This window comes from Martinezella lusitana (assembly GCF_014207095.1).
Lineage (GTDB): Bacteria > Pseudomonadota > Alphaproteobacteria > Rhizobiales > Rhizobiaceae > Rhizobium > Rhizobium lusitanum_B.
Genome location: NZ_JACHBG010000006.1, coordinates 174,935 through 200,637 on the forward strand (window position 1 = coordinate 174,935; position 25,703 = coordinate 200,637).

Consider the following 25,703-nt stretch of genomic DNA (forward strand, 5'->3'; position numbering starts at 1 on the left):
CCTCTCTCGGGGTATATACCTCGCCGGAAGCCCAGGCTTACTCTTTCTTTAACGACGGTGGCAATAAGGCAGATGAAGACTGCCGACCAACCGCAGGGAACAGACGTGGCATCCGCTTCAACGAACGACATCGAATTCCGTTCGGTCACGAAAGCCTATGGCGCCGTGACTGCCGTAACGGACATCAATCTCAATGTGCCCAAGGGCGCATTTCTGGCGCTTCTCGGGCCTTCCGGTTGCGGCAAGACGACGTGTCTGCGCATGATCGGCGGCTTCGAGCAGCCGAGCGAGGGCACGGTGCTGATCGACGGGCGCGAGATGAACGGCGTTCCCGCCTATCGACGGCCCGTGAACATGGTGTTCCAGCACTATGCGCTGTTTCCACATTTCAACGTCGCGCAAAACGTTGCCTATGGGCTGAAGCAGATGCGTCCGAAAGTCGGCGCGGCTGAGATCGACCGGCGCGTCGCCGAAGCGCTTGAGATGGTCCGCCTCGGCGGCTTCGCCAAGCGCCGCATCCACGAAATGTCGGGCGGGCAGCAGCAGCGCGTTGCGCTTGCTCGCGCCATCGTCAATCGCCCCTCCGTGCTCCTGCTCGACGAGCCGCTTGCCGCGCTCGACAAGAAATTGCGCTCGGCCATGCAGATCGAACTTCAGACGCTGCAGCGCGAACTCGGCATCACCTTCGTTCTGGTCACCCATGACCAGGAAGAAGCACTGTCGATGGCCGATATCGTCTGCGTGATGAGCGCCGGCCGCATCCGCCAGCTCGGCACGCCGCAGGAGGTCTATGACCGCCCGGCCGATCTCTTTGTCGCAGATTTCGTCGGCAAGACGAACCGCATCGAGGCCACGATGGAAGCCGACGGCGAAACGCTGCGTCTTGCCGACGGCTCGGCGCTTTCGGCCGGCAAGCGGCTCGTGCCCGGAGCCGCAATTGCGGCATTGCGTCCGGAGGCGATCAAGCTCACCCGCGAAATGACGGCGGCGGGCATGTCTTTCAAGGGCACAGTGACCCACCGCATCTTCCTGGGCTCATCGGCGGAATACGCGGTCACCGTCCCAGGATTGGGCGATTTCCTGATCACCTCAGATCGCAGCAGCATGAGCGAAAATCACCTCGTCGGTCCAGGCGAGCAGGTTTTCCTCGGCTTCGATCCCAAAGCCTTACATGTCTTTCCAGCATCGAATGCATAAACCAAAACAAGGGAACAGCATCATGAGCAAGGATTACAAGGACAATCTCCCCATTTCAGCTGAAGGCTTCATGGATGAATTCATGCGCCTGAAGCGCGGCTCCGTCAGCCGCCGTCATTTCCTCGGCATCACCGGTCTCGGCCTTGCGACGGCGGTTCTGTCGCGCTTCCCGGGCGCGCTTTCGACGCCGGCCTATGCCGCAGGCGAACTCGGCACGCAGATGTCGATCGCGACTTGGCCGAACTATCACGATCCCCAGACCTTCGAGAACTTCAAGGCGGCAACCGGCGTTGCCGTCGAGGTCAATGTCTTCGGCTCGAATGAGGAAATGCTCGCCAAGCTCCAGGCGGGCGCCTCCGGCTGGTCCCTCTATGTGCCGACCAACTACACGATTTCGACCTATCACAAGCTCGGCCTTGTCGAAGAGCTCGATCTGTCCAAGGTTCCGAACTTTAGCCAGACCACCGAGAGCCCGCGCTTCACCAAGGAAGGGCAGATCGACGGCAAGACCTATGCCGTGCCGAAGAACTGGGGCACGACCGGCTTTTCTGTGAACACCAAGAAGATCAAGACGAAGCTCGCAAGCTGGAAAGACTTCTTCGAGATCGCGCAGACCGATGCCGATGGGCGCGCCATGGTGCACGATTATCAGCTGACAACCATCGGCAGCGCACTCGTTTCACTCGGCTATGATTTCAACTCGATCAAGCCCGAAGAGCTCGCCAAAGCCGAAGAACTGCTGATCAAGGTCAAGCCGCATCTCTTTGCGATTAACTCCGATTACCAGCCGTCCATGCGTTCGACGGATGCCTGGCTCACGATGTGCTGGACCAATGACGGCGCGCAGCTCAACCGCGACATGCCGGAACTTGCCTATGTGTTGGGCAAGGACGGCGGCGAAATCTGGACCGACTATTACGCGATCCCGAAGGATGCTCCGAACAAGGCAGCCGGGTACGCTCTTCTCAACTATCTCATGGATCCGAAGAACGCGGTGAAGGAGCACATCGCCAACGGCGCCCCGACCACAGACAGCCGCGTCATCGCTCTTCTGCCGAAGGACATCACCTCGAACAAGATCGTCTATCCCGACGAGGCCGCGCTGAACCCGCTGGAATTCGGCGCCGCCGTCACGCTCACCGATCCGAGCCGCGCCGAGTTGATGGCCCGCTTCAAGTCGGCCTGATCGTCCTTGCCCCACCCCGGTCCCTAGCGTCATTGCGTGAAGGGGCCGGGCTCGCATTCCGAACCGGCGATAAAGAAACCCATCGATGCCCCTTACCTCTGCCACCAAACGGCGCCTTGTCACCGCTGCCCTCGTCGGCCCGGCAAGCATCTGGCTGTTCGTCTTTCTGGTGCTGCCCTTCATCGCCATCATCGTCTTTGCTTTTGGCGAGCGAGCGCCGGAAGGCGGCTATCAGGCTGCCTTCACCTTCGCGCAATTCGCCAATCTCGGTTCTCGCTCGGCAGCCTTCGTCAATACGCTGATCCTTGCGCCGATCGGTGCTGCAGCCTGCCTGCTTGTTGCCTATCCGGTCGCCTATTATCTGGCAGTGAAGGCAAGCCCGCAGCGCCGACTGCTGCTCGTCTCGCTGGTGGTCGTTCCCTTCTGGACGAGCCTTCTCGTGCGCACCTATGCCTGGATGTACCTGCTTGGCGCGCGCGGTATTCCGCATCTGCTCGAATATGTCGGGATCGAGAATGTCAGACTGATCAATACGCCCGGTGCCGTGCTCCTCGGCATCGTCTATGGCTACCTGCCGCTAATGATCATGCCGATCTATGTCAGTCTCGAAAAGCTTGATCGCCGGCTGCTGGAGGCATCTGCCGATCTTGGCGCCAAGCCCATCTCGACCTTCTTTTCCATTACGCTGCCGCTATCCCTGCCGGGCGTGATGACCGGCGTCGCATTGGTAACGATCCTGCTGCTTGGTGAGTATCTGATCCCCCAGTTGCTGGGTGGCGGCAAAGTCTTCTTCATCGGCAACGCGCTCGTCGATCTCTTCCTGCAGTCGCGCAACTGGCCGTTCGGATCGGCGATCGCCGTGACGCTGGTGGCTGTTGTCGTCATTATATTGCTTGTTGCCATGCGCATCGCCTGGCGCGTTGCAGGCACCCGCCAGGTGGATCTCGTCTGATGCGCGCACTCGTCACTTTCGTCTATCTTTTCCTTTATACGCCGATCGCGCTCGTCGTGCTGTTCTCCTTCAATGCCGGCCGCAATGCGAGCGAGTTCACCGGCTTTTCGACCCAATGGTACGGGCGGGCGTTGTCGAACACCTTCCTCATGGAAGCGCTGCAAAACAGTTTGATCATCGCCTTCACCAGTGCGACGCTTGCCGCGATCTTCGGCACGATGGCAGCGATTGGCCTGGAGCGGCTCGGCCCCGGCATGCGCGCCATCTTCGACGGGTTGTTCGCCGCGGCGATCGTCGTCCCAGGTGTTGTCATCGGCATTGCGACGCTGGTGGCTCTGGTCGAGGTCTTCGGCATCATCAATCCGCTGATCGCAGCCGTCTGGCCCGGCGACCAGCCGCCGAAGTTCGCACTCGGTTACGGCTCGATCATCGCGGCGCACGGACTCTTCACCATGGCGCTGGTGACAATGATCGTGAAGGCGCGCATTGCAAGCCTTGGCCGCGATATTGTTGAGGCCTCAAGCGATCTCTACGCAACACCACTGACGACGTTCCGCCAGATCGTCCTGCCGCAGATCATGCCGTCGATCCTTGCAGGCTTTCTGCTCGCCTTCACCTTTTCCTTCGACGATTTCATCATCGCATTCTTCGTCGCGGGATCGAACACGACCCTGCCGATCTATGTCTTCGCTTCGATCCGTCGCGGCGTCACGCCGGAAATTAATGCCATTGCGACGATGGTGCTGATCGCATCCCTCGTCCTCATTCTCATCGCGCGCCTTCTGATGCGCGAAAAGACAACGACAAACTGACCAGGGAAACATCATGATACTCAAGGATCGGGTCGCAATCGTCACCGGAGCCGGCTCCGGGATCGGCCGCGCCGGCGCGCTCATCATGGCGCGTGAAGGTGCGCATGTGATCGTCGCCGATATCGATTTGGCAAGTGCCGAGGAGACTGTAAGCCAGATTGCCGGCGCAGGTGGCGGGGCCGAAAGCATGGTTGTCGACGTTATGGACGATCGCGCCCTTGAGGCTGGCATTGCCAAAATCGCGGCGCAGCATGGCCGCATCGATATCCTGCACAATCATGCTGGCGCACAGGTCGCGGGCAATCTGGAAGAAGTCGCGGTTTCAGGCTTCGACACATCCTGGAACCTGAACGTGCGAGCGCATTTCATGGCCGCGCGCTTCGTCATGCCGATCATGAGGAAGGCCGGTAAGGGCGTCATTCTCAACACCTCGTCCTCGTCAGGCGTCCTCTACGACCGCGAGATGATTGCCTACACCACCTCCAAGCATGCGGTGATCGCCATGACCCGGCAGATGGCGGGCGACTATGCCCGGTTCGGCATAAGGGTAAACGCGATTTGCCCCGGTTGGGTCGACACGCCATTCAATGCACCGTTCATCGCGCAGATGGGCGGCCGCGAGGCCATCGAAGGCTATATAGCCGAAAAGGTGCCGCTCGGACGCTGGGCCGACGTCTCGGAAATTGCCGAGCCGATCCTCTTCCTCGTTTCCGATCGTTCCTCCTACATGACAGGCCAGATCCTTGTCGTCGATGGCGGCGAAACGGTCGTCTAGGTCGACATACGGCGTCGCCTGAGCTTATCTTAAACCACACCGGGAAGGGGCGGAGTGGCACGATTTGGGCCTGTTGCTCACGGTCTAAAAAATCTTCTGAACCGCGATCCGTTTCCAGCCTTCGGATCGTCCTTGGCATATCCGAAACAGAAGGAGATATGCCATGTCCGACCAACTTGTCACCTTGATCAACCTCTTGAGGTGCGAACCGGGAAATCAGGAGGCGTTGATCGCACTCCTGCAAGAGAACATAGAGACTGTCATCCGCACGCTTCCCGGCTGGAGGATGACCCGGTTGATCGCGGCGGCGGACGGCACCGGCGTCGTCATCCAGTCCGAATGGGAGACACCTGCCGCCGTCGCAGCGATGCGTGAGGATCCGCGTATGAGAGCCTATTTCCCGAGGATCGCGGCGCTGGCAAGCCTGGAAACGATCATGGGCTCGGCGGTGGCGACTATGACACATGAACGCACCGTCGAATCCGCCTCGCATGGCCTCCAGGTGGACGCTGGAACAGCCCGGATGGTCGTGATCTACCGGACGCCGAAGGATCCGGAGGCATTCGATAGGCACTATTTCGATATCCATGTGCCACTTGCCAAGAAGCTTCCGGGGCTCAGAAGTTACGAGATCAGTCATGGGCCGATCGCAGTGCCGGTAGGTTCCTCCGATATATATCGGATAGGCACGCTGTACTTTGACGACCTCGCGGCAATCAAGATGGCTTTCGCAAGTCCGGAAGGTCAAGCGGCTGCTGCAGATCGCCGAATTTATGCGCCCGACGACTCCGGTGTTCAAATGTATCTTTTCGACAAGAGGCCGGTTTGAGCCTGCGTCCCTTTTGCCTGTCCACGAGAGGAAGGAGCAGCTTTGCGCGGAAGGGCGCGAGCAATGTGCATCAGCGGCCGAACAACGACATTTTCTAGGGAGACTTTCACATGCCGGGACCCAAAGCCGCTTTCGTCTTGGTCCACGGGGCTTGGCACAGCCGCTCCGTATGGAACAAGGTCATACCGTTTCTGGAAGCCAGTGGTTTCCTTGCCTTGACGCTCGATCTTCCCGGCGCCGGTGCAAATGCATCAGCGCCTGCGTCGCTCCATCGGCAACCGTTCGATGCGGCTGTATTTGCCGCAGAGCGGTCGCCCGTCGCCGACGCGCCGCAGGAGGAGCGGACCAGCGCTGTTGTTGCACTGGTGGAAGAGGCTGCATCGCTGGCTGGCGGCAAAGTCATTCTCGTCGGACATTCGGCCGGCGGGATGACGATCTCGGCGGTTGCGGAGCAGGTGCCGAGCCTGCTTCTCGCCGTTGTCTATCTAGCGGGTTTCATGGTGCCGAACGGTATGTCATTGCTCACCATGCTTCAGCATGGCACCATGTCTTCGGCCCTGTCGCCCGGCTTGTTCATAGGTGACCCCGTCGCCATCGGCGCGACAAGGATCCATGCTGGATCGACCGACGAAGCCTATAGGTCGCTGCTCAAGGCCTCGTTCTATGCGGATGTGCCGGAGAGCGAGTTCGTGCAGGTGGCATCGCAGCTCCATTGCGACGAATCGAACGCCGGCGCGCTCGCTCCTTCGCCGGTAACACCAAGGAGATTCGGCTCGGTGCGTCGCCACTATATCCGGTGTACCCAGGACCGTGCCGTTCCGCTCTCCGGACAAGACCATATGATCGCTACTGTTGATAGTGCGCTCGGCGGCAAGACCACTACTCACACATTGGATAGCAGCCACTCGCCATTCCTGTCGCAGCCGGCTAACCTGTCAAAGATCCTCATCGACATCGGTGTCCGATCCCTGGCAGAAGAGAATGCGAACAGAGGGTAAACCAATGGACACGGATGGTTTCGAAGATCGATTGCAAGCGCTGCGACCGCGCCTTCATCGATACTGCGCGCGCATGACGGGATCGGCCGTTCAGGGGGAGGACATCCTGCAGGACACCCTGGTCAAGGCGTTGCATGCTCGAAGCCAGGGAGCCGAGGTGGACAACCTTGAAGGCTGGCTGTTTCGCATCGCCCACAACACGAGCCTCGACTTCCTGCGCAGCAACTCTCGAAACACCGTCGTCCCGCTCACGGACGATATCGAAGCCGATCTCATACCCGAAGCGGACATTGTCGCGATCGGCTTTCAGACATTTCTGCGGTTGCCGGAGCTGCAGCGCTGCGCGGTGATCCTCAAGGATGTCCTGGGGCATTCGATAGAGGAGATAGCCGGCATTGCCGATTGCTCTCCAGCGGCCGCAAAATCGGCACTCCAACGCGGGCGTGTGACACTCAGACTGCTCGCGCAGGAGGGCGAAGACACAAGGCTGCCGCTGATGTCCGACACGGACCGTCGGAAGATCGCAGCCTATGTCGATATGTTCCGAAGCGGCGATTTCGACGCGATCCGGGCCATGCTCGCCGATGATGTGAAGCTGGAGCTGGTCAACCGGCTCACGTGGCAGGGACGCGACAAGATCGCTCCCTATTTCACGCGCTATGCCGAGGTGGCGAAATGGCGGTTTGCTCTTGGTGCTGTGGAAGGAAGGCCAGCTATGCTGGTCTTCGATGGCACCGGCTCGATGGACATTCCCGCCCATTTCGTCCTGATCGAATGGTCGGAAGGCCGGATTATCGAGATCAGGGATTTCCTGTTTGCTCCCTATGTGCTTGAGGCCATGGATTGGGTGCGGTTGTCGTGAACACTCCGCTGTCCGGATAGAAAGCCCGCGACATTCCTAGGAAATGCGTCAGGCGGCCGTGTTCATGCCGACTGTCGCATGATGAGCCGCGCTTCGAGATGCGTCGTCCGATCCTGGCTTTTTGATTGTTCCGAGGTTCCGCCAATCGCTGCAAACAACATGTCGATACCTGCGGCTGCAATGCCACGGTAATCCTGTGCCATGGTGGTCAGCGGCGGGCAGGTGAAGCGACTGAGCGGATGGTCGTCATGGCCGGCGACGCGCAGGTCGCAATCGCTGTCGTGCCCGACACGAAGTCGCCTTTCGAAGGCCGCCGCGATGACACCGAAAGCGAGGCGATCATTGGCGCAAAGCACGGTGCGCGTCGGAAAGCCGGAACCATCAAGCAGGCGTCCGGCGGTCTCATAGCCCAATTGCTCGAAATTCCAGTCTTTCGGCGGGATCGCCAATGTGACGGGCTCCAACCCCAGTCGCTCCATGGTTGCGATATAGGCGTTCCGTCGTTCGAGAGCGTTCTGGTTGACGGCGGGCATCTCCAGAAAGCACGGATGCTCGCCCGTCCTGCAAAGATATTCGGTGATGTTGCCGATGCTCTGCCGGTTGTCGGTGCCGACAAAGGGGCGGTCGCCGATACTATTGTCGAGGAAGACCGTCGGCATGGCGTCGGCGAGACTTTCGAGTAGCCGTGCATCCGTCTCGAAACCGAGCGGCGCCATCAGAACGCCTGCGATGTTCAGCGATAGCAGAGTGCGCATAGCCCGCGCCTCGAGCTTCCTTTCGCCGTGAGAGGACAGGACGATCGTCCAGTAACCTTCGGCAAAGCAGCGCATTTCGACCTGTCGTACAATCTCGGCATAGAACGGATCCGAAATATGCGGAACGATCAGCCCGATATTCTTCGGATTCTTGCGATTGAGGCTGACGGCGAAAATATTCGGCCGGTAGTCGTAATCCTTCAGCGCCTTTTCGATGCGGGCACGGGTCGAGGGCTTCACGCTTTCGGGATTGTCGAAATATTTCGAAACAGTCGGGCGGGAGAGACCGCTTGCCGCAGCGAACTCTTCCATCGTCCTGATTTTGCTCTCGCTCATGGTCGCTTTCGAGGTTCGTAACGGTTTCGACGCGCTGTCGCGCTCATTTGTCATGCGTAAAAATAATTCTTTATGCCTATCAGTGGGATGATGCTTGTTTTGCAGCCTTCCGCAACTGTTCGTCATATGTATAGCGGTCAAATCAACTGTTACAAACATAATTTAGCGCCGTAAAGTTTTTTTCACGTGTAAAAAAATTGATTGACGCGATATCCAATCAATGCGATAGGAACTGCGCCCAATATGGGTGGATATGTCCTGTGCAGGAGAGGAAAGGCGGCTGCCGCCGCCAGCTGGCAGGGCGGATTCACGATTTTTAATCAGCCGGCGAGGCCGGCAATTGGAGGAAATCATGCTTCGCAAAACGCTCAGTCGTATTCTTCTTTCCGGCGCGGCCCTTGCTCTGATGGCAAGTGTTGCATCCGCAGCCGGCATCGGCGCGTCGCTCCTGACGCAGCAGCATCCATTCTACATCTCGCTTGCCAACGCGATGAAGAAGGAAGCCGAGGCGGAAAAGGTGCCGTTGGAAGTTGCCATCGCCAACCAGGATCTGTCCAAGCAGCTCGCCGACGTCGAGGATTTCATCACCAAGGGCGTCGACGTCATCGTCATATCGCCTGTCGACAGCAAGGGCGTGCGCGCAGCGATCAAGAAGGCTGAGAAGGCCGGCATCAAAGTCATTACCGTCGACGTTCCGGCTATCGATGCCGATGTTACCTCCTTCGTCGGCACCGATAATTTTGCCGGCGGCGAGAAGGCTGCCGAGCTGATGGCGAAGTCCATCGGCGGCAAGGGTAAGGTCGCCGTTATCGACTATCCGACGGTTCAGTCGGTCGTTGACCGCGTCGAGGGCTTCAAGAAGGGTCTGGAAAAGTATCCAGACGTCAAGATCGCCGCCATCCAGACGGGCATCACGCGTCCGGAAGCGCTGGCTGCTGCGCAGAACATGCTGCAGGCCAATCCCGACATCGTCGGCATCTTCGGCTTCGGTGACGACGCTGCGCTGGCTGCTGCTTCTGCCGTCAAGGCTGCCAAGCTCGAGAGCCAGGTCAAGGTCATCGGCTTCGACGGCATGGAAGAGGCGCGCAACGCTGTGAAGAACGATCCGGTCATGGTCGGTGTTGTCGCTCAGTATCCGGACCAGATGGGCAAGGTTGCTGTCGAAACCGCCGTCAAGGTCATTAAGGGCGAGACAGTTCCGGCCAAGCAGCCGATCGTGCCCGGCGTCGTGACCAAGGACGGCGAAACGAAGTAAATTGAGTTTCGCGGCGGCCTCTGGCCGCCGCGGTCACCTTACCCGGGCGGCTATCTGTTGTCTGCGGCCTGGACCGTAGTCCATCTTATCCGTTCATTCGCCAATGGCCGTGCTTGCTGCTACCGATGCGGGCGGCCAGGGAGGATCATGCGTGACACAAAGCAATGCAGCCATACAGGAAGAAGCGTCGCGAGGCACGGGAACAGTGCTAGAGATCCGCGATGTCGCCAAGTCCTTTGGTGCCGTGCAGGCGTTGAAGCGCATGAACCTTAGAGTTCGCCGCGGTCGCGTGCACACGCTGTTGGGTGAAAACGGTGCTGGCAAATCAACACTGATGAAGATCCTCGCGGGCGTCTACAAGCCGACCTCGGGCGAGATCTTGCTGTCAGGCAAGGCCTACCAGCCGCAGAACCCGCGCGACGCTCGTGCTCACGGCATTTCGATTGTCTTTCAGGAGCTTAGCCTCTGCCGAAATCTATCCGTCGCGCAGAACATTTTTGCCAGCCACGAGCCGAGCCGCTTTGGTTTCGTCCGCGACCGCGTCCTTGTCGCCAAGGCCGAAGCGTTGATCGAAGATCTCGGCCTACCGGTCAATGTGCATGCCAAGGTCGGCGATCTTTCCATTGCGCAGCGCCAGCTTGTCGAAATTGCCAAGGGCCTCAGCCTGCCTGCTGATGTGGTGATCCTCGACGAGCCGACATCGTCGCTGTCCGATAGCGAGGCGGAAATCCTGTTCTCGATCATCGAGCGGCTGAAGGCGCGCGGCAAGGCGATCATCTACATCTCGCACCGCATGGAAGAAATCATGCGGCTCTCCGACGATATTACCGTCATTCGCGACGGCGAATATGTCACCACGACGGAGAAGAACGAGACCAGCATCGACAAGCTGATCGCGCTGATGGTCGGCCGCGAAATGCAGGATATTTACCCGCCTCGCGTGGCGCCGCGTCCGGCCGAGAGTGTTGCACCCGTCCTGGCGACGAAAAACCTCACGGTCCCGGGGAAGTTCCACGATGTCTCCATCGATGTGAAGCCTGGCGAAGTCGTCGGTCTTTTTGGCCTGATCGGCTCCGGTCGGTCCGACATCATGAAGGCGCTCTTTGGCATGGAGCGCCCGGAAGGGCAGATCTTCCTTGACGGCAAGCCGTTGACACTCGCCTCTCCCTCGGAGGCGATCCGCAACGGTATCGCCTTCGTGACGGAAAATCGCAAGGAAGAAGGCCTTGTGCTCGCGCACAGCGTCGAGCGCAACGTCAACATGGTGGCGCTGAAGCAGCTCGCCGGTCCCTTCGGCCTGATGCGCGGTAGCGCCGAGCGTGCCGCCGCCAAGACAGAAGTCCTGCGCCTCGCGATCAAGGCCGCCTCGATCGACACGACTGCCGGCTCGCTCAGCGGCGGCAATCAGCAGAAGATCGTGCTTGCCAAATGGCTGCAGATCAGGCCACGCGTGCTGATCCTCGACGAACCGACACGCGGCGTCGATGTCGGCGCAAAATTCGAAATCTACCGCATCATCCGCGAGCTTGCCGCCGAAGGCGCCGCGATCCTGATGGTTTCCTCGGAACTGCCCGAGGTACTCGGCCTCAGCGACCGCGTCGTCGTGATGCACAACAGAGGCCTAGCAGCCGTGCTCGATGCCGAAGGCCTGACACCCGAAACCGTTATGACCTATGCAGCGGGGATGCACGTATGAGCAATGTTCAGACTACGCAGGGAAGGGGCGCCGACACCCAGGCCCGCCCCTCGTTCTTCCAGTCGCCGGTGGTGCGCCAGTATGGCGGCATCGTCATTTCGCTTGCCGTGCTTTGCATTGTCTTCTCGGTGTTGAACCCGCGCTTCCTCGCGTTCAACAACTTCATGAACATCATGCAGCAGGTGGCGGTTGTTGCCGTTGCCGCTTATGGCATGACCTATGTCATCCTGCTTGGCGAGATCGATCTTTCGATCGGCTCGATCATCGCGGTTGCCGGCATGGTGGCGGCACAGGCTTTCGCCATGGGCTTCGGCTTCTTGCCGACCGTTCTGCTGACATTGGTGGCCGGCGCTATCATGGGAGGCTTGAACGGGGCGCTCTCTGCCAAGCTGATGCTGCCGTCGTTCATCGTGACCGTGGCGAGCATGGGGATCTATCGCGGTGTCGTTAGCCTGCCGACCAACGGCGCTCCGGCCATGATCGACAACGATGCATGGCTCGCCATCGGCTCGGAAAGCTTCCTCGGGCTTCCGATCATCATCTGGATCATGGCCGTGCTCTTCGCGATTAACCACATTGTCCTGTCGAAGTCGATTTTCGGTCGGCAGGTCTATCTTTCCGGCGGCAACCGCGAGGCAGCCGTTTATTCCGGCATTCGCGTCGATCGCATCAAGATCATCGTCTTCATGATTTCGGGCGTGATGGCGGCGATCAGCGGCATTCTGCTCTCTTCGCGCCTGTCCTCGGCACAGACCAATTCCGGCATGGGCTACGAGCTCGACGCCATTGCGGCTGTCGTGCTTGGCGGCACCTCGCTTGCCGGCGGCGTTGGCACGATGGTTGGCACCATTCTCGGCGCATTGATCATCGGTGTCATCAACAACGGCATGAACATGCTGTCGGTGCCCTATTTCTACCAGCTCATCGTCAAGGGCCTGGTCATTCTCATCGCCGTCTGGCTCGACGTGCGCAGCAAGGCGGTACGGACGTGAGCATGAAGAAGATCATCACCATTGGCGAGATCGTCGTCGAGATCATGGCGGTCGAAACGGGCAACGGTTTCCTGTCCGCTATCTCGCTGATCGGGCCTTTCGCTTCGGGCGCTCCGGCAATTTTCATCGACCAGGCGGCCAAGCTCGGCCAGCCCTGCGGCATCGTCAGCGCCGTCGGCAATGATGATTTTGGTGTGCTTAATGTCGAACGCTTGCGCAACGACGGCGCGGATGTTTCTGCCATCGCGGTACATCCGACCGCGGCGACCGGCAGCGCCTTCGTGCGTTACCGGCAGGACGGCAATCGCGATTTCATCTTCAACATCAAGCACAGCGCCTGCTCGGCCATTGGCTTGACGCCGCAAGCAGAAGCGTTGGTCGAGACCGCCGACCACCTGCACATCATGGGCTCCGCGCTGTTCTCGGATGGCATCGTCGCGGCCATTCACGAGGCGACGCGGCGCATCAAGGCGAAGGGCGGTACGATCTCCTTCGATCCGAATATTCGCAAGGAGATGCTCGAGTTACCGGGCATGCGCGAGGCGCTTGGCCATGCGCTTGAAAACACCGATCTCTTCATGCCGAGTGGTGCGGAGATCTTCCTCTTTACCCAGGCAACGGAAGAAAAGGCTGCTGTCGCGGAATTGCTGGCGCGGGGCATCAAGGCCGTCGTGATCAAGCGCGGTGCAGAAGGCGCCAGCTATTTCGATGCCTCTGGCGAGACCATCGCCCCGGCCTTCAAGGTTGAGGAGGTTGACCCGACCGGCGCCGGCGACAGTTTTGGTGCGGCCTTTGTCACCTGCTGGTTGCGCGGTATGGCCGCCGACAAGGCCCTCGTTATTGCCAATGCCACCGGCGCACGCGCCGTCGGCGTCAAAGGCCCGATGGAAGGCACTTCCAGCATGGCTGAGATCGAAGCCTTCCTCGCCGCCCGCAATCTTTCCGGAGTATCGTCATGAGCAGCACCAAGACCCTCAGCACACTTCCTGCCCGCTATGCGGCGGGTGAACGGCGTGGCATTGCTTCCATTTGCTCGGCCCATCCGCTGGTCATTGAGGCCGCCTTCCTGGAGGGACTTGCGACCGAGATGGATGTGCTGATCGAAGCCACCTGCAATCAGGTCAACCAGGAGGGCGGCTATACCGGCATGACACCCGCCGATTTCCGCCACTTCGTGGAGGAAATCGCCGCGCACGTCGGTTTTGACACGCGCCGGCTGATCCTAGGTGGCGACCATCTCGGTCCTAACCCGTGGAAGCATCTGCCGGCAGAAGAGGCGATGCAGCGCTCCGAAGTGATGATGGATGCCTTCGTGCGCGCCGGCTTCACAAAGATCCATCTCGATACCTCGATGGGCTGCGCCGGCGAGCCGGTGGCCTTGTCGGATGCGGTAACCGCCGAACGCGCCGCGCGTCTCGCATTGGTAGCGGAGAAAGCGGCAGCGGAATCAGGCTTTGACTTGCCTGTCTATATCGTCGGTACGGAAGTGCCGATCCCCGGCGGCGCCATGGAAGCGCTGGGCCATCTGGAGCTGACCAGCCCGGAAGCCGCGCTGGAAACCGTCGAGGTGCATCGCCGCGCCTTCGCCGCTGTTGGCCTCGAAAGCGCCTTCGCCCGCGCCATCGGCGTCGTTGTGCAGCCGGGCGTCGAATTCGGCAATGAGAATGTGGTGGTCTACGACCGTGCCGCCGCCCGCGATCTCAGCAATGTTCTGGCCCGTATGCCGCAGTTCGTCTTCGAAGCGCATTCGACCGACTACCAGCCGGCTTCAGCCCTGCGCGGGCTCGTCGAGGACGGCTTTGCCATTCTCAAGGTTGGTCCCGGCCTAACCTTCGCACTGCGCGAAGCGCTCTACGGTCTCGATCAGATCGCTGCGGTTCTTGATAACGGACCGGAAACCTTGCGGCAGGGCATGGAAGCTCTTTTGCTCGCAGAGCCGAAGAACTGGCAGAAATATTATCATGGCAACGAGGCGGAACTGCGCATTCAGCGACATTTCTCCTATAGCGACCGCATTCGCTACTACTGGCCGCATCCCGCTGCTGCGGCGCTTGTCGAGGGCTTGTTTCAAAGGCTCGGCGACCGAGAATTGCCGGAGACGCTGGTCAGTCAGTACCTCGGCGCGCTCTATCCGGCCGTCGCTGCCGGCACGGTGGAAGCGAAGGCGCGCCCGTTGGCGTTAGAGGCCATCCGGAATGTCATCCGCACCTATAATCGGGCGACGATCTGACGCCAATAGAGGTAAGTCTATGCATCGGGGAGCCGCCGGCCGCATTTCGCGGTTGCGGGTTCCCTTCCAGTCGTGGTGAATAAGCCCTCCGAAACCAAACAGGACGCGCTGCTGCCGCTTTGAGGCCGCCCACGACACGATGAGACATCCTTCAAGCTCGATGGCCATTCCCTTCAGGCCCCTTGTGCTCTGGCTGGCAACAGCGGCGCTTGCCGTCGCGCTGCTGGCGGCCGTTCAGTATAGATCCGGAGTTGCCGAGCTTTCCGACTGGACGCGAGGAACGGATACTTTTCTGGCCGAAAAGTTGGCGCAGCACGATGCCCATATGACCGCGCTTGCCGCTGTGATCCGTATGTCGCCAACCGAGCCGTCGGCGGGCGTTCAGGGACTTGCCGAGTCGATAACCGCATTCTATCCCCGAGTCGCCGATATCGCGACGATCCGCATCGACGGCGCAAATGCCCACGTCATCGCCTATGGCAGAGCCCATGGGCCGGCGAAGGAAGCGGATCTGTCGGCCGGCGATTTGCCGAAGCTCGGCAAGCCCGGGGAAACGGCCGTTCGGCCGATCTCGGAGCGTCATGCCTACGACATATACAAGCTCGTCGAAGCCGGCCGGCTGCTGCGCCTGCGCATCAACGCCGCGGCGCTCTTCGCCACAGACAGCCTGCCGTCTGGATACTCGGTCAGCCTGTCGCTCGGCGACACCGTGCTCTTCAGCAGAGTTTCGGACCAAGCTTCGATTGTGGACGTGAAGAGCAGCCTTTCCGCCGGCAATCCGGGACAGCCGCTGCATCTATCGATCAGCGAGGGTTTCAGTCTTGGCGAACTCTTTCCCTTCCGTCTGGTGCTTCCTCTGGTGCTGGGATCGGCCGCTGTGGTGTGGTTTGGCGTGCAATATCGTAATACCCGCCGGGAGAAGAGGCGGCAGGAGCTTCGCGCTACACTTCTGGAGCAGGAGACACGGCTCGCCCATGCCGGCCGCGTCAACGCGCTTGGCGAAATGGCGTCGGGCATTGCCCATGAACTCACCCAGCCTGTCGCCGCCATGCTGAGCCAAAGCCAGGCCGCGCGGCGTGCGCTGACCTTGGACCGCGCGGATATTCTTGAGCAGGCTCTGGATGCCAATATCCGTGAGGCGAAGCGGGCGGGCGATATCCTCGGCCGCATGCGCGCCTATATCTCCGGCGCAGAGGCGCGGATCGAGAGAGTGGCACTGTCCGAGGCGCTGCATGGCGCGTTGCGCCTCGTCGAGACGGATTTGGCACAACAGGCGATCACCCTCGACGTTACGATAGCCGAGGCTCCCCGCATCGTCGCGATTGATGTCATCTCGTTTCAGCAGGTCATCCACAACCTCATTCGCAATGCTGCCGATGCGGTTGCCGGTCAACCGGGCGCGCGCATAACGCTCAAGGCTGGCTCGCAGAACGGCCAGGCGGTCATCGCCATCGCCGACAACGGGCCGGGGATCGACCCTGCGCTACTCGACCGCATCTTCGAGCCGTTTTTCACCACCAAGCCGGATGGCATGGGGCTCGGTTTGCCTCTCTGCATCAGGTTGATCGAAAAGGTCGACGGCACCATTGAAGTACGCAACGATGGCGGCGCCTGCTTTACCATTCGCCTGCCAGCCGGAGGGGCCGCATGATCTATCTCGTCGACGACGACGCTTCCGTGCGCGAAGCGCTCACGCTCCTGCTTTCCACCTATGGCAAGAATGTCACCGCCTTTCCGAATGCGGCACATCTGCTTGCCCATCTCGACAAGGCCAAGCCTGGTATATTGATCCTCGATCTGCGCATGCCGGCAATCAGCGGGCTGCAACTCCTGAAGAAACTGGCGGAGATGAATATCGACTGGCCGGCGATCATGATCACCGGTCACGGTGACGTCGAAGCTTGTCGCCGCGCCTTCAAGGCCGGAGTAGCGGATTTCCTCGTCAAGCCCGTCGACGAGCATGTGCTGATCGAGGCGATTGCTTCCTGCGAAGCGCAGCTTGCCGAACTCCTGGTGCGTGAGGAGACCGGCCGGCTGCTGGATCAGCTCACGGCCCGCGAACGCGAGGTCATCGAACTGGTCTCGAAAGGCTTGGGCAGCAAGGAGATCGCAGCGACGCTCGACGTGTCCGTCCGCACGGTGGACAGCCATCGTGCGAGCATCGCCATGAAGCTCGGCACGCCCGCGGTGGCCGAGCAAACACGCATATGGCTTGCCGCACATCGGTAGTTCTACCGATATGTCTCCGTGGCCGTGCGAATTCCGGCAAGCCGCCGCAACAGCTAGATCTCCCTTCAGGAAACACAACGCTTTGGAGATCCCCGAAATGAAAAAAGTCCTGCTTTCGCTCGCCCTTGCCACCGCGGTCGCTGCTCCGGCCTTCGCGGACAATACCGTCAAGCAGACCAGCCTCGGAACTGCATTTGCGGTTGATCTCGCCCAGGCTGCCGTTTCGGCTTGCGCAGCCGACGGCTATAACGTTGCTGCGGCTGTCACCGACCGCTCCGGCATTCTGCTGGCACTGGTCCGGGCTGAAAATGCCGGTGCCCATACGGCCAATGCCGCTACGGCCAAGGCTTATACCTCCGCCTCCTCGCGCAACCCGACCAGCGGCATGGTCGAGACAGTCCAGAAGAACCCGGCTGCCGCCGGTCTGGCCGATATCCCCGGCTTCCTGGTCCTCGCTGGCGGCGTGCCGGTAAAGGTCGGCAAGGACACGATCGGCGCTATCGGCGTCGGCGGGGCGCCGGGCGGTAATCTCGACGAAGCCTGCGCCACCAAGGCGCTCGACAAATTCGCCGATCGCCTGAAGTAAGGTCTCGCCTGAAATGTCTCGAAGCGCCCGCAAACGCATCTGCGGGCGCTTTTGCCGTCGGCGGCGGTATCGCTTGCGGCATGGCTGTGTCGCTCTCGGGCGCTCAAATGCGCTTGTCACTCCGGCCGGATAACTTCTCCAGGCCGTGGCGAATGGTTTCGACAATATCGGCGGCTGTCAGTTTCACTGTCGCAATCTGCCCCTCCTGGCCGTCGTGATCGATGAAGCGATCGGGCAGGGTCATTGCCCGGAAAACGAGCCCACAATCCATCAAGCCTTCCCATGTCAGGCAATGCATGACGGCCGCACCAAAGCCGCCGGCGGCGCCCTCTTCGACGGTCACCAATATCGGGTGGTGTCTTGCCAGACGGGTGATGAGTTCGACATCCAGCGGCTTGGCGAAGCGCGCGTCGGCGACCGTGACGGATAGCCCCAATCCTTCGAGCGCAAGTGCGGCCTCCAAGGCATCCGCAAGGCGCGTGCCGAGCGACGGGATCGCAGCGGAAGTTCCATCTTTTAGAATTCGCCCGCAGCCTATGGTCAGCGCTTCGGCTCTCACCGGTTGCAGTGCTCCCGTGCCGGGACCGCGGGGATAGCGGATCGCGCTCGGACGGTCGTCAATCTGCCGCGCTGTCCGAACCATGTGGATGAGTTCCGCCTCGCGCACATGGCGCAGGAGGGGGATGAGCTGGTGAAGATCATGTCCATCGACTGGCCCGACATAGTAGAATCCGAGTTCGTCGAATAGTGTCGACCCCGTCATCAGGCTTCGCGCTAATTCTTCGGCTCGCCGTATCCTACGTTCGAGGCGCGACGATATCCGGCCGGCGAGTTTCAAGCCGAGATCGCGGAACGTCAGAAATTGCCGGCTGCTGATGAGGCGCGAGAGGTAGCCGCTCATCGCACCGGTCGGCGGTGCGATGGACATTTCGTTATCATTGAGGATCACGATCATACGCGCTTTCATCGCGCCGGCATTGTTCATCGCTTCATAGGCCATGCCCGCGCTCATGGCGCCGTCACCAATCACGCAGACAATGGTCCGATCTTTGCCGGAACCTTCTGCGGCCAGCAGATCACGGGCGACCGCCATGCCGAGGCCTGCTGAGATCGATGTGGAGGAATGGCCTGCGCCAAAAGGATCGTATTCGCTCTCGCTACGGCTGGTGAACCCCGCCAAGCCGTCGCGCTGGCGGATCGTTCGCATCCGGTTCCGCCGACCGGTCAGAATCTTGTGCGGGTAGGCTTGGTGCCCGACATCCCAGATGAGCCGGTCGTGCGGCGTGTGGAGGACGGCATGCAGCGCCACCGTCAGTTCTACGGCCGCAAGCGACGAACCGAGATGGCCTCCCGTCTGCGAGACCACGTCGATCGTCTCAGTGCGCAGTTCGTTCGCCAGCTGTTGCAGCTGCTCGATTGAAAGGTTCCAGAGATCCCGAGGGGTCCCGATCCGGTCCAGCAATGGTGTTGCAGTACGTTCTGGTTCTCTGCTCATTCTACCGATCGTGTCCGTCCTTTGCGCTGATGCTCACACCGCCTCACGTCACGAGCTTGTGACTGTGCTCACCTTTACCCGGCCATATCGAGGCGGGCGGGATCGCCCTGTGTAGCGAAAGCGCCCATGCCGCGTCTCGCTTGCATGCGTTGCCGTCCGGCAAACCCGGCTTGTCAGCTTCCAACCGGCTTTCTCCTAAAGGGGCGCCTATCTTCTGGAATTGAAACCGGACAAAGGAGGAAGCAAGTGAAGCTCTATTATGCGCCGGGCGTCTGCTCGATGGCCGCCCACATCACCGCCGTGGAGGCCGGTATTTCCCTAGACTTGATAGGAGTGAACATTCGCAGCGAGCCGCATCGCGTCGAAGATGGCCGTGATCTCAAGTCCGTGAGTGCAAAGGGCCTAGTGCCGATATTGGAACTCGATGACGGACAAGTTCTCACCGAAGGCGTCGCGATCCTGCTGTATCTTGCCGACCGGAATCCGGAAGCGATGCTGGCGCCGGCGCAAGACAGCTTCGATCGCTACCGCTTGCAGGAGTGGCTGACCTTCATCAGCTCCGAGCTGCACAAGACCTTCAGTCCGTGGTTGTTCCATCCCGAATATGGCGCGCAGGCCGCCAACGTTGCCAGGGAAAGGCTAAAGCCCCGTTTCGACATCCTAGAAGCTCATCTCGCTGATCATGACTATCTCGCCGGCGACCGCTTCAGTATCGCCGATGCCTATTGCTTCACGATCATGAACTGGTCGAACGGGCGCGGTATCGATCTTGACGATTGGCCACATCTGATGCGCTATCTCTCAAGGGTCGCCGAGCGCCCGAGCGTGCATGCGACGCTTGTTGCCGAGGGCTTGCGCAAATAGCGAGTGGCCTTGGGGCGCGCTGAGAGTGCCCGTCGGGTGTTCCGCGTGGGCACCGGCCGCCTTCGCTCAATCAGTGGCGGCCAGAGTTTTTGCCGTGCTCTCCCTCCAACAGCGCGCGGCGTGCCAGCAGCCCGCCCCCAACATGGTCGAAGAAGGCTCGCACCCGCGCGGTGTTGCGCAGATCCCTGTGTGTGATCAGCCACAATTCTCGGGTGAGTTCGGGGAGTGGTTCCTGAACCCGTTCGATATCGGGTTCGAGATCGCCGAGATAGCACGGCAGGAGGGCTAGACCGAGGCCCGCTTTCACCGCCATGAGCTGGTTGATGAGGCTACTCGAGCGATATGCAAAGGCGCGGGATGGAATATTCTCCGTCAGCCACTTGGACGCTGCCGCGACGGCGCCGCTGTCCCAGCCGATCACGACATGGTCGGAAAGAGAGTCGATATCCGTGGGGCGCTCCCGGTCGGCAAGATAGAGGCTGCTCCCATAGAAGGTCCAGGGCGTGGTGGCTATCTTGCGTCCGAAGAGCTCCCCCTCATGCGGACGTGTCGCACGAATGGCGATATCCGCCTCGCGCCGGAGAAGATCGAGCTGTCGATTGTCGACGAGGAGTTCCAGTTCTATTCCGTCATGCTCGCGGCGGAAGCCCGCAAGCACTTCGTTGAGAATGCGATAAGCCAACGTTTCGGATGAGGTGATCTTCAGCTTGCCGGACAGCCGAGTGTCCTGTCCGGTAATCGACCGGTCGAGCGCCAGGATCTCCGCCTCCAGCCGCTCAGCGGCCGTCACCATCTGCAAGCCGGCTTCCGTCGGCACGTACTGGCTAGATGCCCGATCAAACAGCTGTACCCCTCTGCGCTTTTCCAGGGCGTTCAGCCAACGAAAGACCGTCGAGTGGTCATGGCCAAGGTCTCTTGCCGCCCCAACAAGAGACCCGGCTCGGCCTATCGCCAGCACAATCCTGAATTCGTTCCAATCCGTCACGCCCTTGCTGCCTCGCACATCTAGTTGCCATTTCAATATTTTGCATTGCAATTCGGCAAGCTCAATGACACCCGAAATCCCGGTCCAAGCTCGCTCCAATGCAATGTACTCTTCGAAATGCACGGTTTGCATTGTAAAAACGCAAGGCAGTCTTGCCGAACCGCAAGCGGTCGCGGGACAGAGCCTTGCGCCATATCGGCTTGATAGCAGCAAGCGCGCAAACATCGACACCGCTTTTATCGCCGCGATTGGCAAACGGAAATATCCGCTTGCCAAACCACAACGGGCATAGCGCCTGCAGCGCCCCTATCATCGAAATGTGTGCCACAGCCAGCGCAGCTTCGCGTTTGCAAGGCATGACCGGAAACGACAACGAAGGATGATGGCGGGCATGGGAACGGGGATGGCGTGGACATTGTTGGTCGTCTCGGGCGTTCTCGACGTATGCTGGGCCATCAGCGTGAAGATGGCGGATGGCTACAGCCGATTGACTTGGTCCATCCTCTCCTTTGTCCTGCTCGCCGCCTTCATTTACGCCCTCGGCAGAGCCCTTCAGGTCTTGCCGATCGGGACAGCCTATGCGGTCTGGACCGGCATAGGCGCGGTCGGGTCCATCGTTGTCGGTATCGTGATCTTCCGTGAGCCTGCGACTTTCTTCCGGCTCTTCTGGATCGCCGTCACTCTCAGCGGGATCGTTGGCCTCAAGCTCTCGAGCACTTGAGGCCCGGCGCCTGCTCATCCCAATAGTAAGGAAATACCATGGCCAAGCTGAATGCCGACCCGAATTTCGTCCTCTCCAAAGCCGAGGAATTGAAGGCCTTCCGCGACATGCTGCTGATCCGCCGCTTCGAGGAGCGCTGCGGTCAAATGTATGGCGAGGGTTTGATTGCCGGATTTTGTCATCTCTATATCGGCCAGGAGGCGGTTGTCGTTGGCATGCAGATGACGATTGGTGAGGGAGATCAGGTCATTACTGCCTATCGTGACCATGGACACGCATTGATGGCGGGCATGGATCCCAAGGCGGTGCTGGCCGAACTGACCGGCCGCATGGCAGGGGCGTCTAAGGGCAAGGGCGGCTCGATGCATATCTTCGCGCCGGATCTGGGTTTTTACGGCGGCCATGGCATCGTCGGCGCACAGGCGTCTCTCGGCACCGGCCTTGCCTTCGCCAACAAATATCGTGGCAATGATCGTGTCTGTCTGACCTATTTCGGCGATGGGGCATCCAACCAGGGGCAGGTCTATGAGAGCTTCAATATGGCGAAAATCTGGAGCCTGCCGGTCGTCTATGTCATCGAGAACAATCACTACGGCATGGGAACGAGCATCGTGCGCGCCTCGGCAAACCTCAATTTGTCCCAGCGCGGCCTATCGTTCAACGTGCCGGGCGAGCAAGTCGACGCAATGGACGTCCGTGCCGTTCGCGCCGCAGGTGCGAAGGCCGTTGAACATGCCCGTACGGGGAAGGGGCCGTTCATTCTCGAAATGCTGACCTACCGCTATCGTGGGCATTCGATGTCGGATCCGGCGAAGTACCGTTCTCGCGAGGAAGTAGAGAAGGTCAAGAATGAGAACGACCCGATCGCCCGTTCACGCGCTCGCATTCTCGAAGATGGCCACGCCACAGAAAGCGACCTCAAGCTCATCGAGCAGGAAATCAAGGAGGTTGTCGCGGAGGCGGTCGATTTTGCCAAGGCCAATCCGGCGCCGGCTTCGTCGGAGCTCTATACCGATGTCTACGCCTAGGATTGCACCGCCGTCCAGCCGATCAGATGAGCATCCGGCGATAGTATCCTCGCGGGAACCTTCAGGTCATTGAGCCAGTTTGGCATTCCAGGAATGCAGGCTCTTTCATGCACGTATTTTCTGTATGAAAGAGCCCGGAATGGCTGGACGCATGCGGTTCGCTCCAAATTCCTCAGAGTGCAAGGTCTGAGGGCGATCCTGTCCCTCAGACGCCGAGGTCGAGCTGAGGCTGGGATTGATCGTCCGCTGCTTCCTCGGCGGTCAGAGAGGAGAGCGTGACGCCGAGCAGACGAACGGGTCGCTTGAACGGGTAGACGGTTGCCAGCAGCGAGGAGGCCGCCTCGAGAACCTCGTCCACACCAGCGACCGGCAGGGCACTTGTCCGGCTACGAGTCGCTTGGGTGAAGTCCGAATATTTGATCTTCACGGTCACCGTCTTGGCGCCAATGCCGCCTGCCTCGCAGTAACGCCAGACCTTTTGCGCGAGCGGCTGCAGTTCCGCCGTCGCCAGTGCGAGATCGCTGATATCTTCGACAAAGGTATCTTCCGCACCAACGGATTTCCTGATGCGGTTGGGTTTGACCTGGCGTTCGTCGATGCCGCGGGCAATCCCGTAGAAATATGGACCCGACTTGCCGAAATGCTCCTGCAGAAAGGCGAGGGATTTCGATTTCAGATCGAGCCCCGTCTCGATACCGTATTTGCGCATGCGCTCGGCGGTTGCCGGGCCGACGCCGTGGAATTTCTTGACGGGAAGCGTCTCGACGAAGGCCGGGCCGTTTTTCGGCGTTATCACCGCCTGGCCATTCGGCTTGTTGAGATCGCTCGCCATCTTGGCGAGGAACTTGTTGTATGAAATGCCTGCCGAAGCATTGAGCCCCGTGACCTGCTTGATTTTCGTCCGGATTTCCAGCGCGATCTCGGTGGCAATCTGCATGCCCTTCAGGTTTTCGGTGACATCGAGATAGGCTTCATCAAGTGAAAGGGGTTCGATGAGGGGCGTATACTCCGCGAAAATCTCGCGGATCTGCTGAGACACGGCCCGATATACGTCGAAACGCGGCGGCACGAAGATCAACTCAGGACATTTGCGCTTCGCAGTGACCGACGGCATGGCGGAGTGGACGCCGAAGGCGCGGGCCTCATAGCTTGCCGCCGCTACGACACCACGGGCCGCCGATCCGCCGACTGCAAGCGGCTTGCCGCGGAGTTCGGGATTGTCCCGCTGCTCGACCGAGGCGTAAAACGCATCCATGTCGACGTGGATGATTTTTCGAACACGGCTCGGGTTTATATCCGTGGCGGCGGTCTCAGTATTCACGTTGCAAATTCCGTGCGACTCTTCTGCTCTGGGGGGGCGAAACAAAAGAGGAACATACCATTCTTGAAGGCGATATCAAACCGTCGTTGCGACACAAGGGGCGACTTTGAAAACGGCGCTGCGTCATACGTGTCGCCACCACCACCTTGTGATGTGCGCGAGGCTTCCTATCTCTTGGCTGTCCCCCTCACGGAGCCTCAATATGGGCCATTTCAAATCCGATTCGCTTCCAGATCTATATATGGAGATCCTTCCGCCCGAGCGTGGTGAGGAAACGCGGGCTGATGCTAAGACCTGTCTTTGCTGTCGCAGAAGGCGGTCGGCGTCGAGGATGGACGATGATGGCTGCGGCATATGCGACGAATGTCTGGCCGCGTGACGAAAGGTACCAGAGAACTGCTGCCTCTCGACTTCCGGCAGTTCGAACGTGCCCTTGCCCAGCTGCCCGATGGCTATACAGAGGGATATTTTCAGGGCCGTCCGTGGGGCGCTACCGTCAAGCGGTCCGCTGACGGCAAAAGACTGTGGCTCTACGGTGAAGAACTCGGCGCGACGGATATCGTCAGCTTCAATCTCTATTTTCTCTCCGACGAAAAAGCTGTCCTCAAGCCATGCGAAATGTCTTCAGCGAAGGTTTTAGATTTCGTGCTGGGCTTCAGCCCTATTCTACCGGCGCGGCCGGAACCTATTTGCGCACCAGGCTAAAGGTAAAGTGACTGCCACGATGATAATCGATGGCATAAATCACCGGAATGCCGGCATCGTTGAAGCAGGTTTCGGTGATGAGAAGGGCAGGACCGAAGTCTTTGAGATCGTGGCGCTCGGCCACGCTTTGAGGCAGCATGACCGCGCTGACGGAGGCGGATGACATTCTCGGGCGGTGCCTGTACTGCTCCAGCAGCGATAGCAGAGATCCGCTCCAGTCGACATCGTAAAGTCGGGCAGGGACGATGCTGCGCGGCACATAATCCAGGCAATACATGATCGGATTATCGTTTTCGAGGCGTAGCCGCTCGAGCCGAATGACGGTTTCCTTGTCTTCGAGCTGCAAATGCTTGGCAATCGTCGCGTCAGGCACCTCTTCCGAAATCGACAGCACCTTGTTTACGGTCGTATAGCCATAGGCATGCGTCATGTCGGTGACGCTTTCGAAGGCGGTAATCGGGCGGTCGACATGCACGGCTGAAATCGCGGAGACGAAGCGGCCGCGGCCATGTTCCACATAGATATCGCCTTCCTGCTCGAGCAATTTCAGCGCCTCGCGCAAGGCTGGTCGGGATACGTTGAAGCGCTGCGTCAGCTGGGCTTCGGTCGGCAATTTCTCGCCGGGCCGCAATCCTTCGCTTTGAATGAGGTCGGCGATACGGTCGCGAAGCTGGATCACGATGGTGCGCGTATCGCGAATAGACTCGTTCAAATCATGCCTCTCCAAACTCTTTCACTCAACTATCGTCTTGTCTGACAAATATGAATTGGTCAAGAGGTGGCTCTGGAGGTGAGCGCCTTTCCAGCTCGGCAACTGAGCCTTGAAAACAGGGTCAGCCGTCGCTTGGGCGTCTTGACAGGTAAATTCAATGATGTCAGTTGTCTTACAACTTT

At 59.9% G+C, this 25,703-nt stretch carries 25 protein-coding genes; 20 read left to right on the top strand and 5 right to left on the bottom strand.

Features of this window, described 5'->3' with window-relative positions:
• Window positions 1-72: 72 nt before the first annotated feature.
• The 8 genes from GGD46_RS15410 to GGD46_RS15445 all read left to right on the top strand — a co-directional run bounded on the left by GGD46_RS15410 (window position 73) and on the right by GGD46_RS15445 (window position 7,611).
• Window positions 73-1,197 carry an ABC transporter ATP-binding protein gene (locus GGD46_RS15410; RefSeq protein WP_210325582.1) on the top strand — a complete coding sequence of 375 codons (1,125 nt, stop codon included), beginning with the start codon at window positions 73-75 and terminating at the stop codon, window positions 1,195-1,197.
• A 22-nt stretch (window positions 1,198-1,219) separates the two neighbouring features.
• Window positions 1,220-2,383: a PotD/PotF family extracellular solute-binding protein gene (locus GGD46_RS15415; RefSeq protein ID WP_184705304.1), complete on the top strand. Its 1,164-nt coding sequence runs from the start codon at window positions 1,220-1,222 to the stop codon at window positions 2,381-2,383.
• 85 nt (window positions 2,384-2,468) lie between these two features.
• Window positions 2,469-3,335: an ABC transporter permease gene (locus tag GGD46_RS15420; RefSeq protein WP_184705306.1), complete on the top strand. Its 867-nt coding sequence runs from the start codon at window positions 2,469-2,471 to the stop codon at window positions 3,333-3,335.
• Entirely contained in the window at window positions 3,335-4,147 is an 813-nt protein-coding gene (locus tag GGD46_RS15425) for an ABC transporter permease (protein ID WP_184705308.1), read from the top strand. The genes GGD46_RS15420 and GGD46_RS15425 overlap by 1 nt, the downstream gene beginning before the upstream one ends.
• A 13-nt stretch (window positions 4,148-4,160) precedes the next feature.
• Entirely contained in the window at window positions 4,161-4,922 is a 762-nt protein-coding gene (locus GGD46_RS15430; RefSeq protein WP_184705310.1) for an SDR family NAD(P)-dependent oxidoreductase, read from the top strand.
• A gap of 163 nt (window positions 4,923-5,085) precedes the next feature.
• Complete coding sequence (locus tag GGD46_RS34405; protein WP_184705312.1) at window positions 5,086-5,751, top strand: EthD family reductase; 666 nt, start codon at window positions 5,086-5,088, stop codon at window positions 5,749-5,751.
• Window positions 5,752-5,861: 110 nt separating this feature from the next.
• On the top strand, window positions 5,862-6,749 hold the full coding sequence (locus tag GGD46_RS15440) for an alpha/beta fold hydrolase (RefSeq protein ID WP_184705314.1): 888 nt from the start codon (window positions 5,862-5,864) through the stop codon (window positions 6,747-6,749).
• Between the two features lie 4 nt (window positions 6,750-6,753).
• Window positions 6,754-7,611, top strand: coding sequence for a sigma-70 family RNA polymerase sigma factor (locus GGD46_RS15445; protein WP_184705316.1), 858 nt, complete (start codon window positions 6,754-6,756; stop codon window positions 7,609-7,611).
• Between the two features lie 62 nt (window positions 7,612-7,673).
• Here the strand turns inward: GGD46_RS15445 and GGD46_RS15450 are convergent, their stop codons facing one another.
• Window positions 7,674-8,702, bottom strand: coding sequence for a LacI family DNA-binding transcriptional regulator (locus GGD46_RS15450; RefSeq protein ID WP_184705318.1), 1,029 nt, complete (start codon window positions 8,700-8,702; stop codon window positions 7,674-7,676).
• A gap of 352 nt (window positions 8,703-9,054) precedes the next feature.
• On the opposite strand from GGD46_RS15450, the gene GGD46_RS15455 reads away from it, so the two are divergent.
• From GGD46_RS15455 to GGD46_RS15490, 8 genes are all read left to right on the top strand, one after another.
• Entirely contained in the window at window positions 9,055-9,957 is a 903-nt protein-coding gene (locus GGD46_RS15455; protein WP_184705320.1) for a substrate-binding domain-containing protein, read from the top strand.
• A gap of 151 nt (window positions 9,958-10,108) precedes the next feature.
• Entirely contained in the window at window positions 10,109-11,653 is a 1,545-nt protein-coding gene (locus GGD46_RS15460; RefSeq protein WP_184705322.1) for a sugar ABC transporter ATP-binding protein, read from the top strand.
• Complete coding sequence (locus GGD46_RS15465) at window positions 11,650-12,645, top strand: ABC transporter permease (protein WP_210325584.1); 996 nt, start codon at window positions 11,650-11,652, stop codon at window positions 12,643-12,645. The genes GGD46_RS15460 and GGD46_RS15465 overlap by 4 nt, the downstream gene beginning before the upstream one ends.
• A 2-nt stretch (window positions 12,646-12,647) precedes the next feature.
• The gene (locus GGD46_RS15470; RefSeq protein ID WP_184705615.1) at window positions 12,648-13,604 is read left to right on the top strand and encodes a sugar kinase; all 957 of its coding nucleotides are present in this window, start codon (window positions 12,648-12,650) and stop codon (window positions 13,602-13,604) included.
• Entirely contained in the window at window positions 13,601-14,875 is a 1,275-nt protein-coding gene (locus tag GGD46_RS15475; RefSeq protein ID WP_184705325.1) for a D-tagatose-bisphosphate aldolase, class II, non-catalytic subunit, read from the top strand. Before GGD46_RS15470 ends, GGD46_RS15475 begins: the two co-directional genes overlap by 4 nt.
• Window positions 14,876-15,014: 139 nt before the next feature.
• Entirely contained in the window at window positions 15,015-16,526 is a 1,512-nt protein-coding gene (locus GGD46_RS15480; protein ID WP_184705327.1) for a sensor histidine kinase, read from the top strand.
• Window positions 16,523-17,104 carry a response regulator transcription factor gene (locus GGD46_RS15485; protein WP_184705329.1) on the top strand — a complete coding sequence of 194 codons (582 nt, stop codon included), beginning with the start codon at window positions 16,523-16,525 and terminating at the stop codon, window positions 17,102-17,104. Before GGD46_RS15480 ends, GGD46_RS15485 begins: the two co-directional genes overlap by 4 nt.
• Before the next feature lie 97 nt (window positions 17,105-17,201).
• Window positions 17,202-17,690, top strand: a complete 489-nt coding sequence (locus GGD46_RS15490) for a GlcG/HbpS family heme-binding protein (RefSeq protein ID WP_184705331.1) — start codon at window positions 17,202-17,204, stop codon at window positions 17,688-17,690.
• A 103-nt stretch (window positions 17,691-17,793) separates the two neighbouring features.
• Here the strand turns inward: GGD46_RS15490 and GGD46_RS15495 are convergent, their stop codons facing one another.
• Window positions 17,794-19,185, bottom strand: coding sequence for a 1-deoxy-D-xylulose-5-phosphate synthase N-terminal domain-containing protein (locus tag GGD46_RS15495; RefSeq protein ID WP_184705333.1), 1,392 nt, complete (start codon window positions 19,183-19,185; stop codon window positions 17,794-17,796).
• Window positions 19,186-19,431: 246 nt separating this feature from the next.
• On the opposite strand from GGD46_RS15495, the gene gstA reads away from it, so the two are divergent.
• Window positions 19,432-20,049, top strand: a complete 618-nt coding sequence (gene gstA / locus GGD46_RS15500; RefSeq protein ID WP_184705335.1) for a glutathione transferase GstA — start codon at window positions 19,432-19,434, stop codon at window positions 20,047-20,049.
• Window positions 20,050-20,119: 70 nt separating this feature from the next.
• Here gstA and GGD46_RS15505 read toward each other — a convergent pair whose 3' ends face one another.
• Window positions 20,120-21,052, bottom strand: coding sequence for a LysR family transcriptional regulator (locus tag GGD46_RS15505; protein ID WP_313206302.1), 933 nt, complete (start codon window positions 21,050-21,052; stop codon window positions 20,120-20,122).
• Between the two features lie 385 nt (window positions 21,053-21,437).
• Between GGD46_RS15505 and GGD46_RS15510 the strand changes: the two genes are divergently transcribed.
• Both GGD46_RS15510 and pdhA read left to right on the top strand, forming a co-directional pair.
• Entirely contained in the window at window positions 21,438-21,755 is a 318-nt protein-coding gene (locus tag GGD46_RS15510; protein ID WP_184705337.1) for a DMT family transporter, read from the top strand.
• 38 nt (window positions 21,756-21,793) lie between these two features.
• The gene (gene pdhA, locus GGD46_RS15515) at window positions 21,794-22,783 is read left to right on the top strand and encodes a pyruvate dehydrogenase (acetyl-transferring) E1 component subunit alpha (protein WP_184705338.1); all 990 of its coding nucleotides are present in this window, start codon (window positions 21,794-21,796) and stop codon (window positions 22,781-22,783) included.
• A gap of 205 nt (window positions 22,784-22,988) precedes the next feature.
• Here the strand turns inward: pdhA and dinB are convergent, their stop codons facing one another.
• Window positions 22,989-24,104, bottom strand: a complete 1,116-nt coding sequence (gene dinB, locus GGD46_RS15520) for a DNA polymerase IV (RefSeq protein ID WP_184705340.1) — start codon at window positions 24,102-24,104, stop codon at window positions 22,989-22,991.
• 363 nt (window positions 24,105-24,467) lie between these two features.
• Here dinB and GGD46_RS15525 point away from each other — a divergent pair, with 363 nt between their 5' ends.
• Window positions 24,468-24,809, top strand: coding sequence for a hypothetical protein (locus tag GGD46_RS15525; RefSeq protein ID WP_184705342.1), 342 nt, complete (start codon window positions 24,468-24,470; stop codon window positions 24,807-24,809).
• On the opposite strand, the gene GGD46_RS15530 is transcribed toward GGD46_RS15525, so the two are convergent.
• Complete coding sequence (locus tag GGD46_RS15530; RefSeq protein ID WP_184705344.1) at window positions 24,790-25,521, bottom strand: GntR family transcriptional regulator; 732 nt, start codon at window positions 25,519-25,521, stop codon at window positions 24,790-24,792. The genes GGD46_RS15525 and GGD46_RS15530 overlap by 20 nt on opposite strands.
• Window positions 25,522-25,703: the final 182 nt, after the last annotated feature.

What these genes read in the sequence shown, in the direction of transcription:
- GGD46_RS15425 (WP_184705308.1), top strand. Translation starts at nt 3,335, where the DNA reads ATGCGCGCACTCGTCACTTTCGTCTATCTTTTCCTTTATACGCCGATC.
- GGD46_RS15455 (WP_184705320.1), top strand. Translation starts at nt 9,055, where the DNA reads ATGCTTCGCAAAACGCTCAGTCGTATTCTTCTTTCCGGCGCGGCCCTT.
- GGD46_RS15480 (WP_184705327.1), top strand. Translation starts at nt 15,015, where the DNA reads ATGAGACATCCTTCAAGCTCGATGGCCATTCCCTTCAGGCCCCTTGTG.
- GGD46_RS15490 (WP_184705331.1), top strand. Translation starts at nt 17,202, where the DNA reads ATGAAAAAAGTCCTGCTTTCGCTCGCCCTTGCCACCGCGGTCGCTGCT.
- GGD46_RS15525 (WP_184705342.1), top strand. Translation starts at nt 24,468, where the DNA reads ATGTCTGGCCGCGTGACGAAAGGTACCAGAGAACTGCTGCCTCTCGAC.
- GGD46_RS15510 (WP_184705337.1), top strand. Translation starts at nt 21,438, where the DNA reads ATGGCGTGGACATTGTTGGTCGTCTCGGGCGTTCTCGACGTATGCTGG.
- GGD46_RS15410 (WP_210325582.1), top strand. Translation starts at nt 73, where the DNA reads ATGAAGACTGCCGACCAACCGCAGGGAACAGACGTGGCATCCGCTTCA.
- GGD46_RS15470 (WP_184705615.1), top strand. Translation starts at nt 12,648, where the DNA reads ATGAAGAAGATCATCACCATTGGCGAGATCGTCGTCGAGATCATGGCG.
- GGD46_RS15495 (WP_184705333.1), bottom strand. Translation starts at nt 19,185, where the DNA reads ATGAGCAGAGAACCAGAACGTACTGCAACACCATTGCTGGACCGGATC.
- GGD46_RS34405 (WP_184705312.1), top strand. Translation starts at nt 5,086, where the DNA reads ATGTCCGACCAACTTGTCACCTTGATCAACCTCTTGAGGTGCGAACCG.
- GGD46_RS15440 (WP_184705314.1), top strand. Translation starts at nt 5,862, where the DNA reads ATGCCGGGACCCAAAGCCGCTTTCGTCTTGGTCCACGGGGCTTGGCAC.
- GGD46_RS15465 (WP_210325584.1), top strand. Translation starts at nt 11,650, where the DNA reads ATGAGCAATGTTCAGACTACGCAGGGAAGGGGCGCCGACACCCAGGCC.
- pdhA (WP_184705338.1), top strand. Translation starts at nt 21,794, where the DNA reads ATGGCCAAGCTGAATGCCGACCCGAATTTCGTCCTCTCCAAAGCCGAG.
- GGD46_RS15430 (WP_184705310.1), top strand. Translation starts at nt 4,161, where the DNA reads ATGATACTCAAGGATCGGGTCGCAATCGTCACCGGAGCCGGCTCCGGG.
- GGD46_RS15445 (WP_184705316.1), top strand. Translation starts at nt 6,754, where the DNA reads ATGGACACGGATGGTTTCGAAGATCGATTGCAAGCGCTGCGACCGCGC.
- GGD46_RS15450 (WP_184705318.1), bottom strand. Translation starts at nt 8,702, where the DNA reads ATGAGCGAGAGCAAAATCAGGACGATGGAAGAGTTCGCTGCGGCAAGC.
- GGD46_RS15485 (WP_184705329.1), top strand. Translation starts at nt 16,523, where the DNA reads ATGATCTATCTCGTCGACGACGACGCTTCCGTGCGCGAAGCGCTCACG.
- GGD46_RS15415 (WP_184705304.1), top strand. Translation starts at nt 1,220, where the DNA reads ATGAGCAAGGATTACAAGGACAATCTCCCCATTTCAGCTGAAGGCTTC.
- GGD46_RS15420 (WP_184705306.1), top strand. Translation starts at nt 2,469, where the DNA reads ATGCCCCTTACCTCTGCCACCAAACGGCGCCTTGTCACCGCTGCCCTC.
- GGD46_RS15475 (WP_184705325.1), top strand. Translation starts at nt 13,601, where the DNA reads ATGAGCAGCACCAAGACCCTCAGCACACTTCCTGCCCGCTATGCGGCG.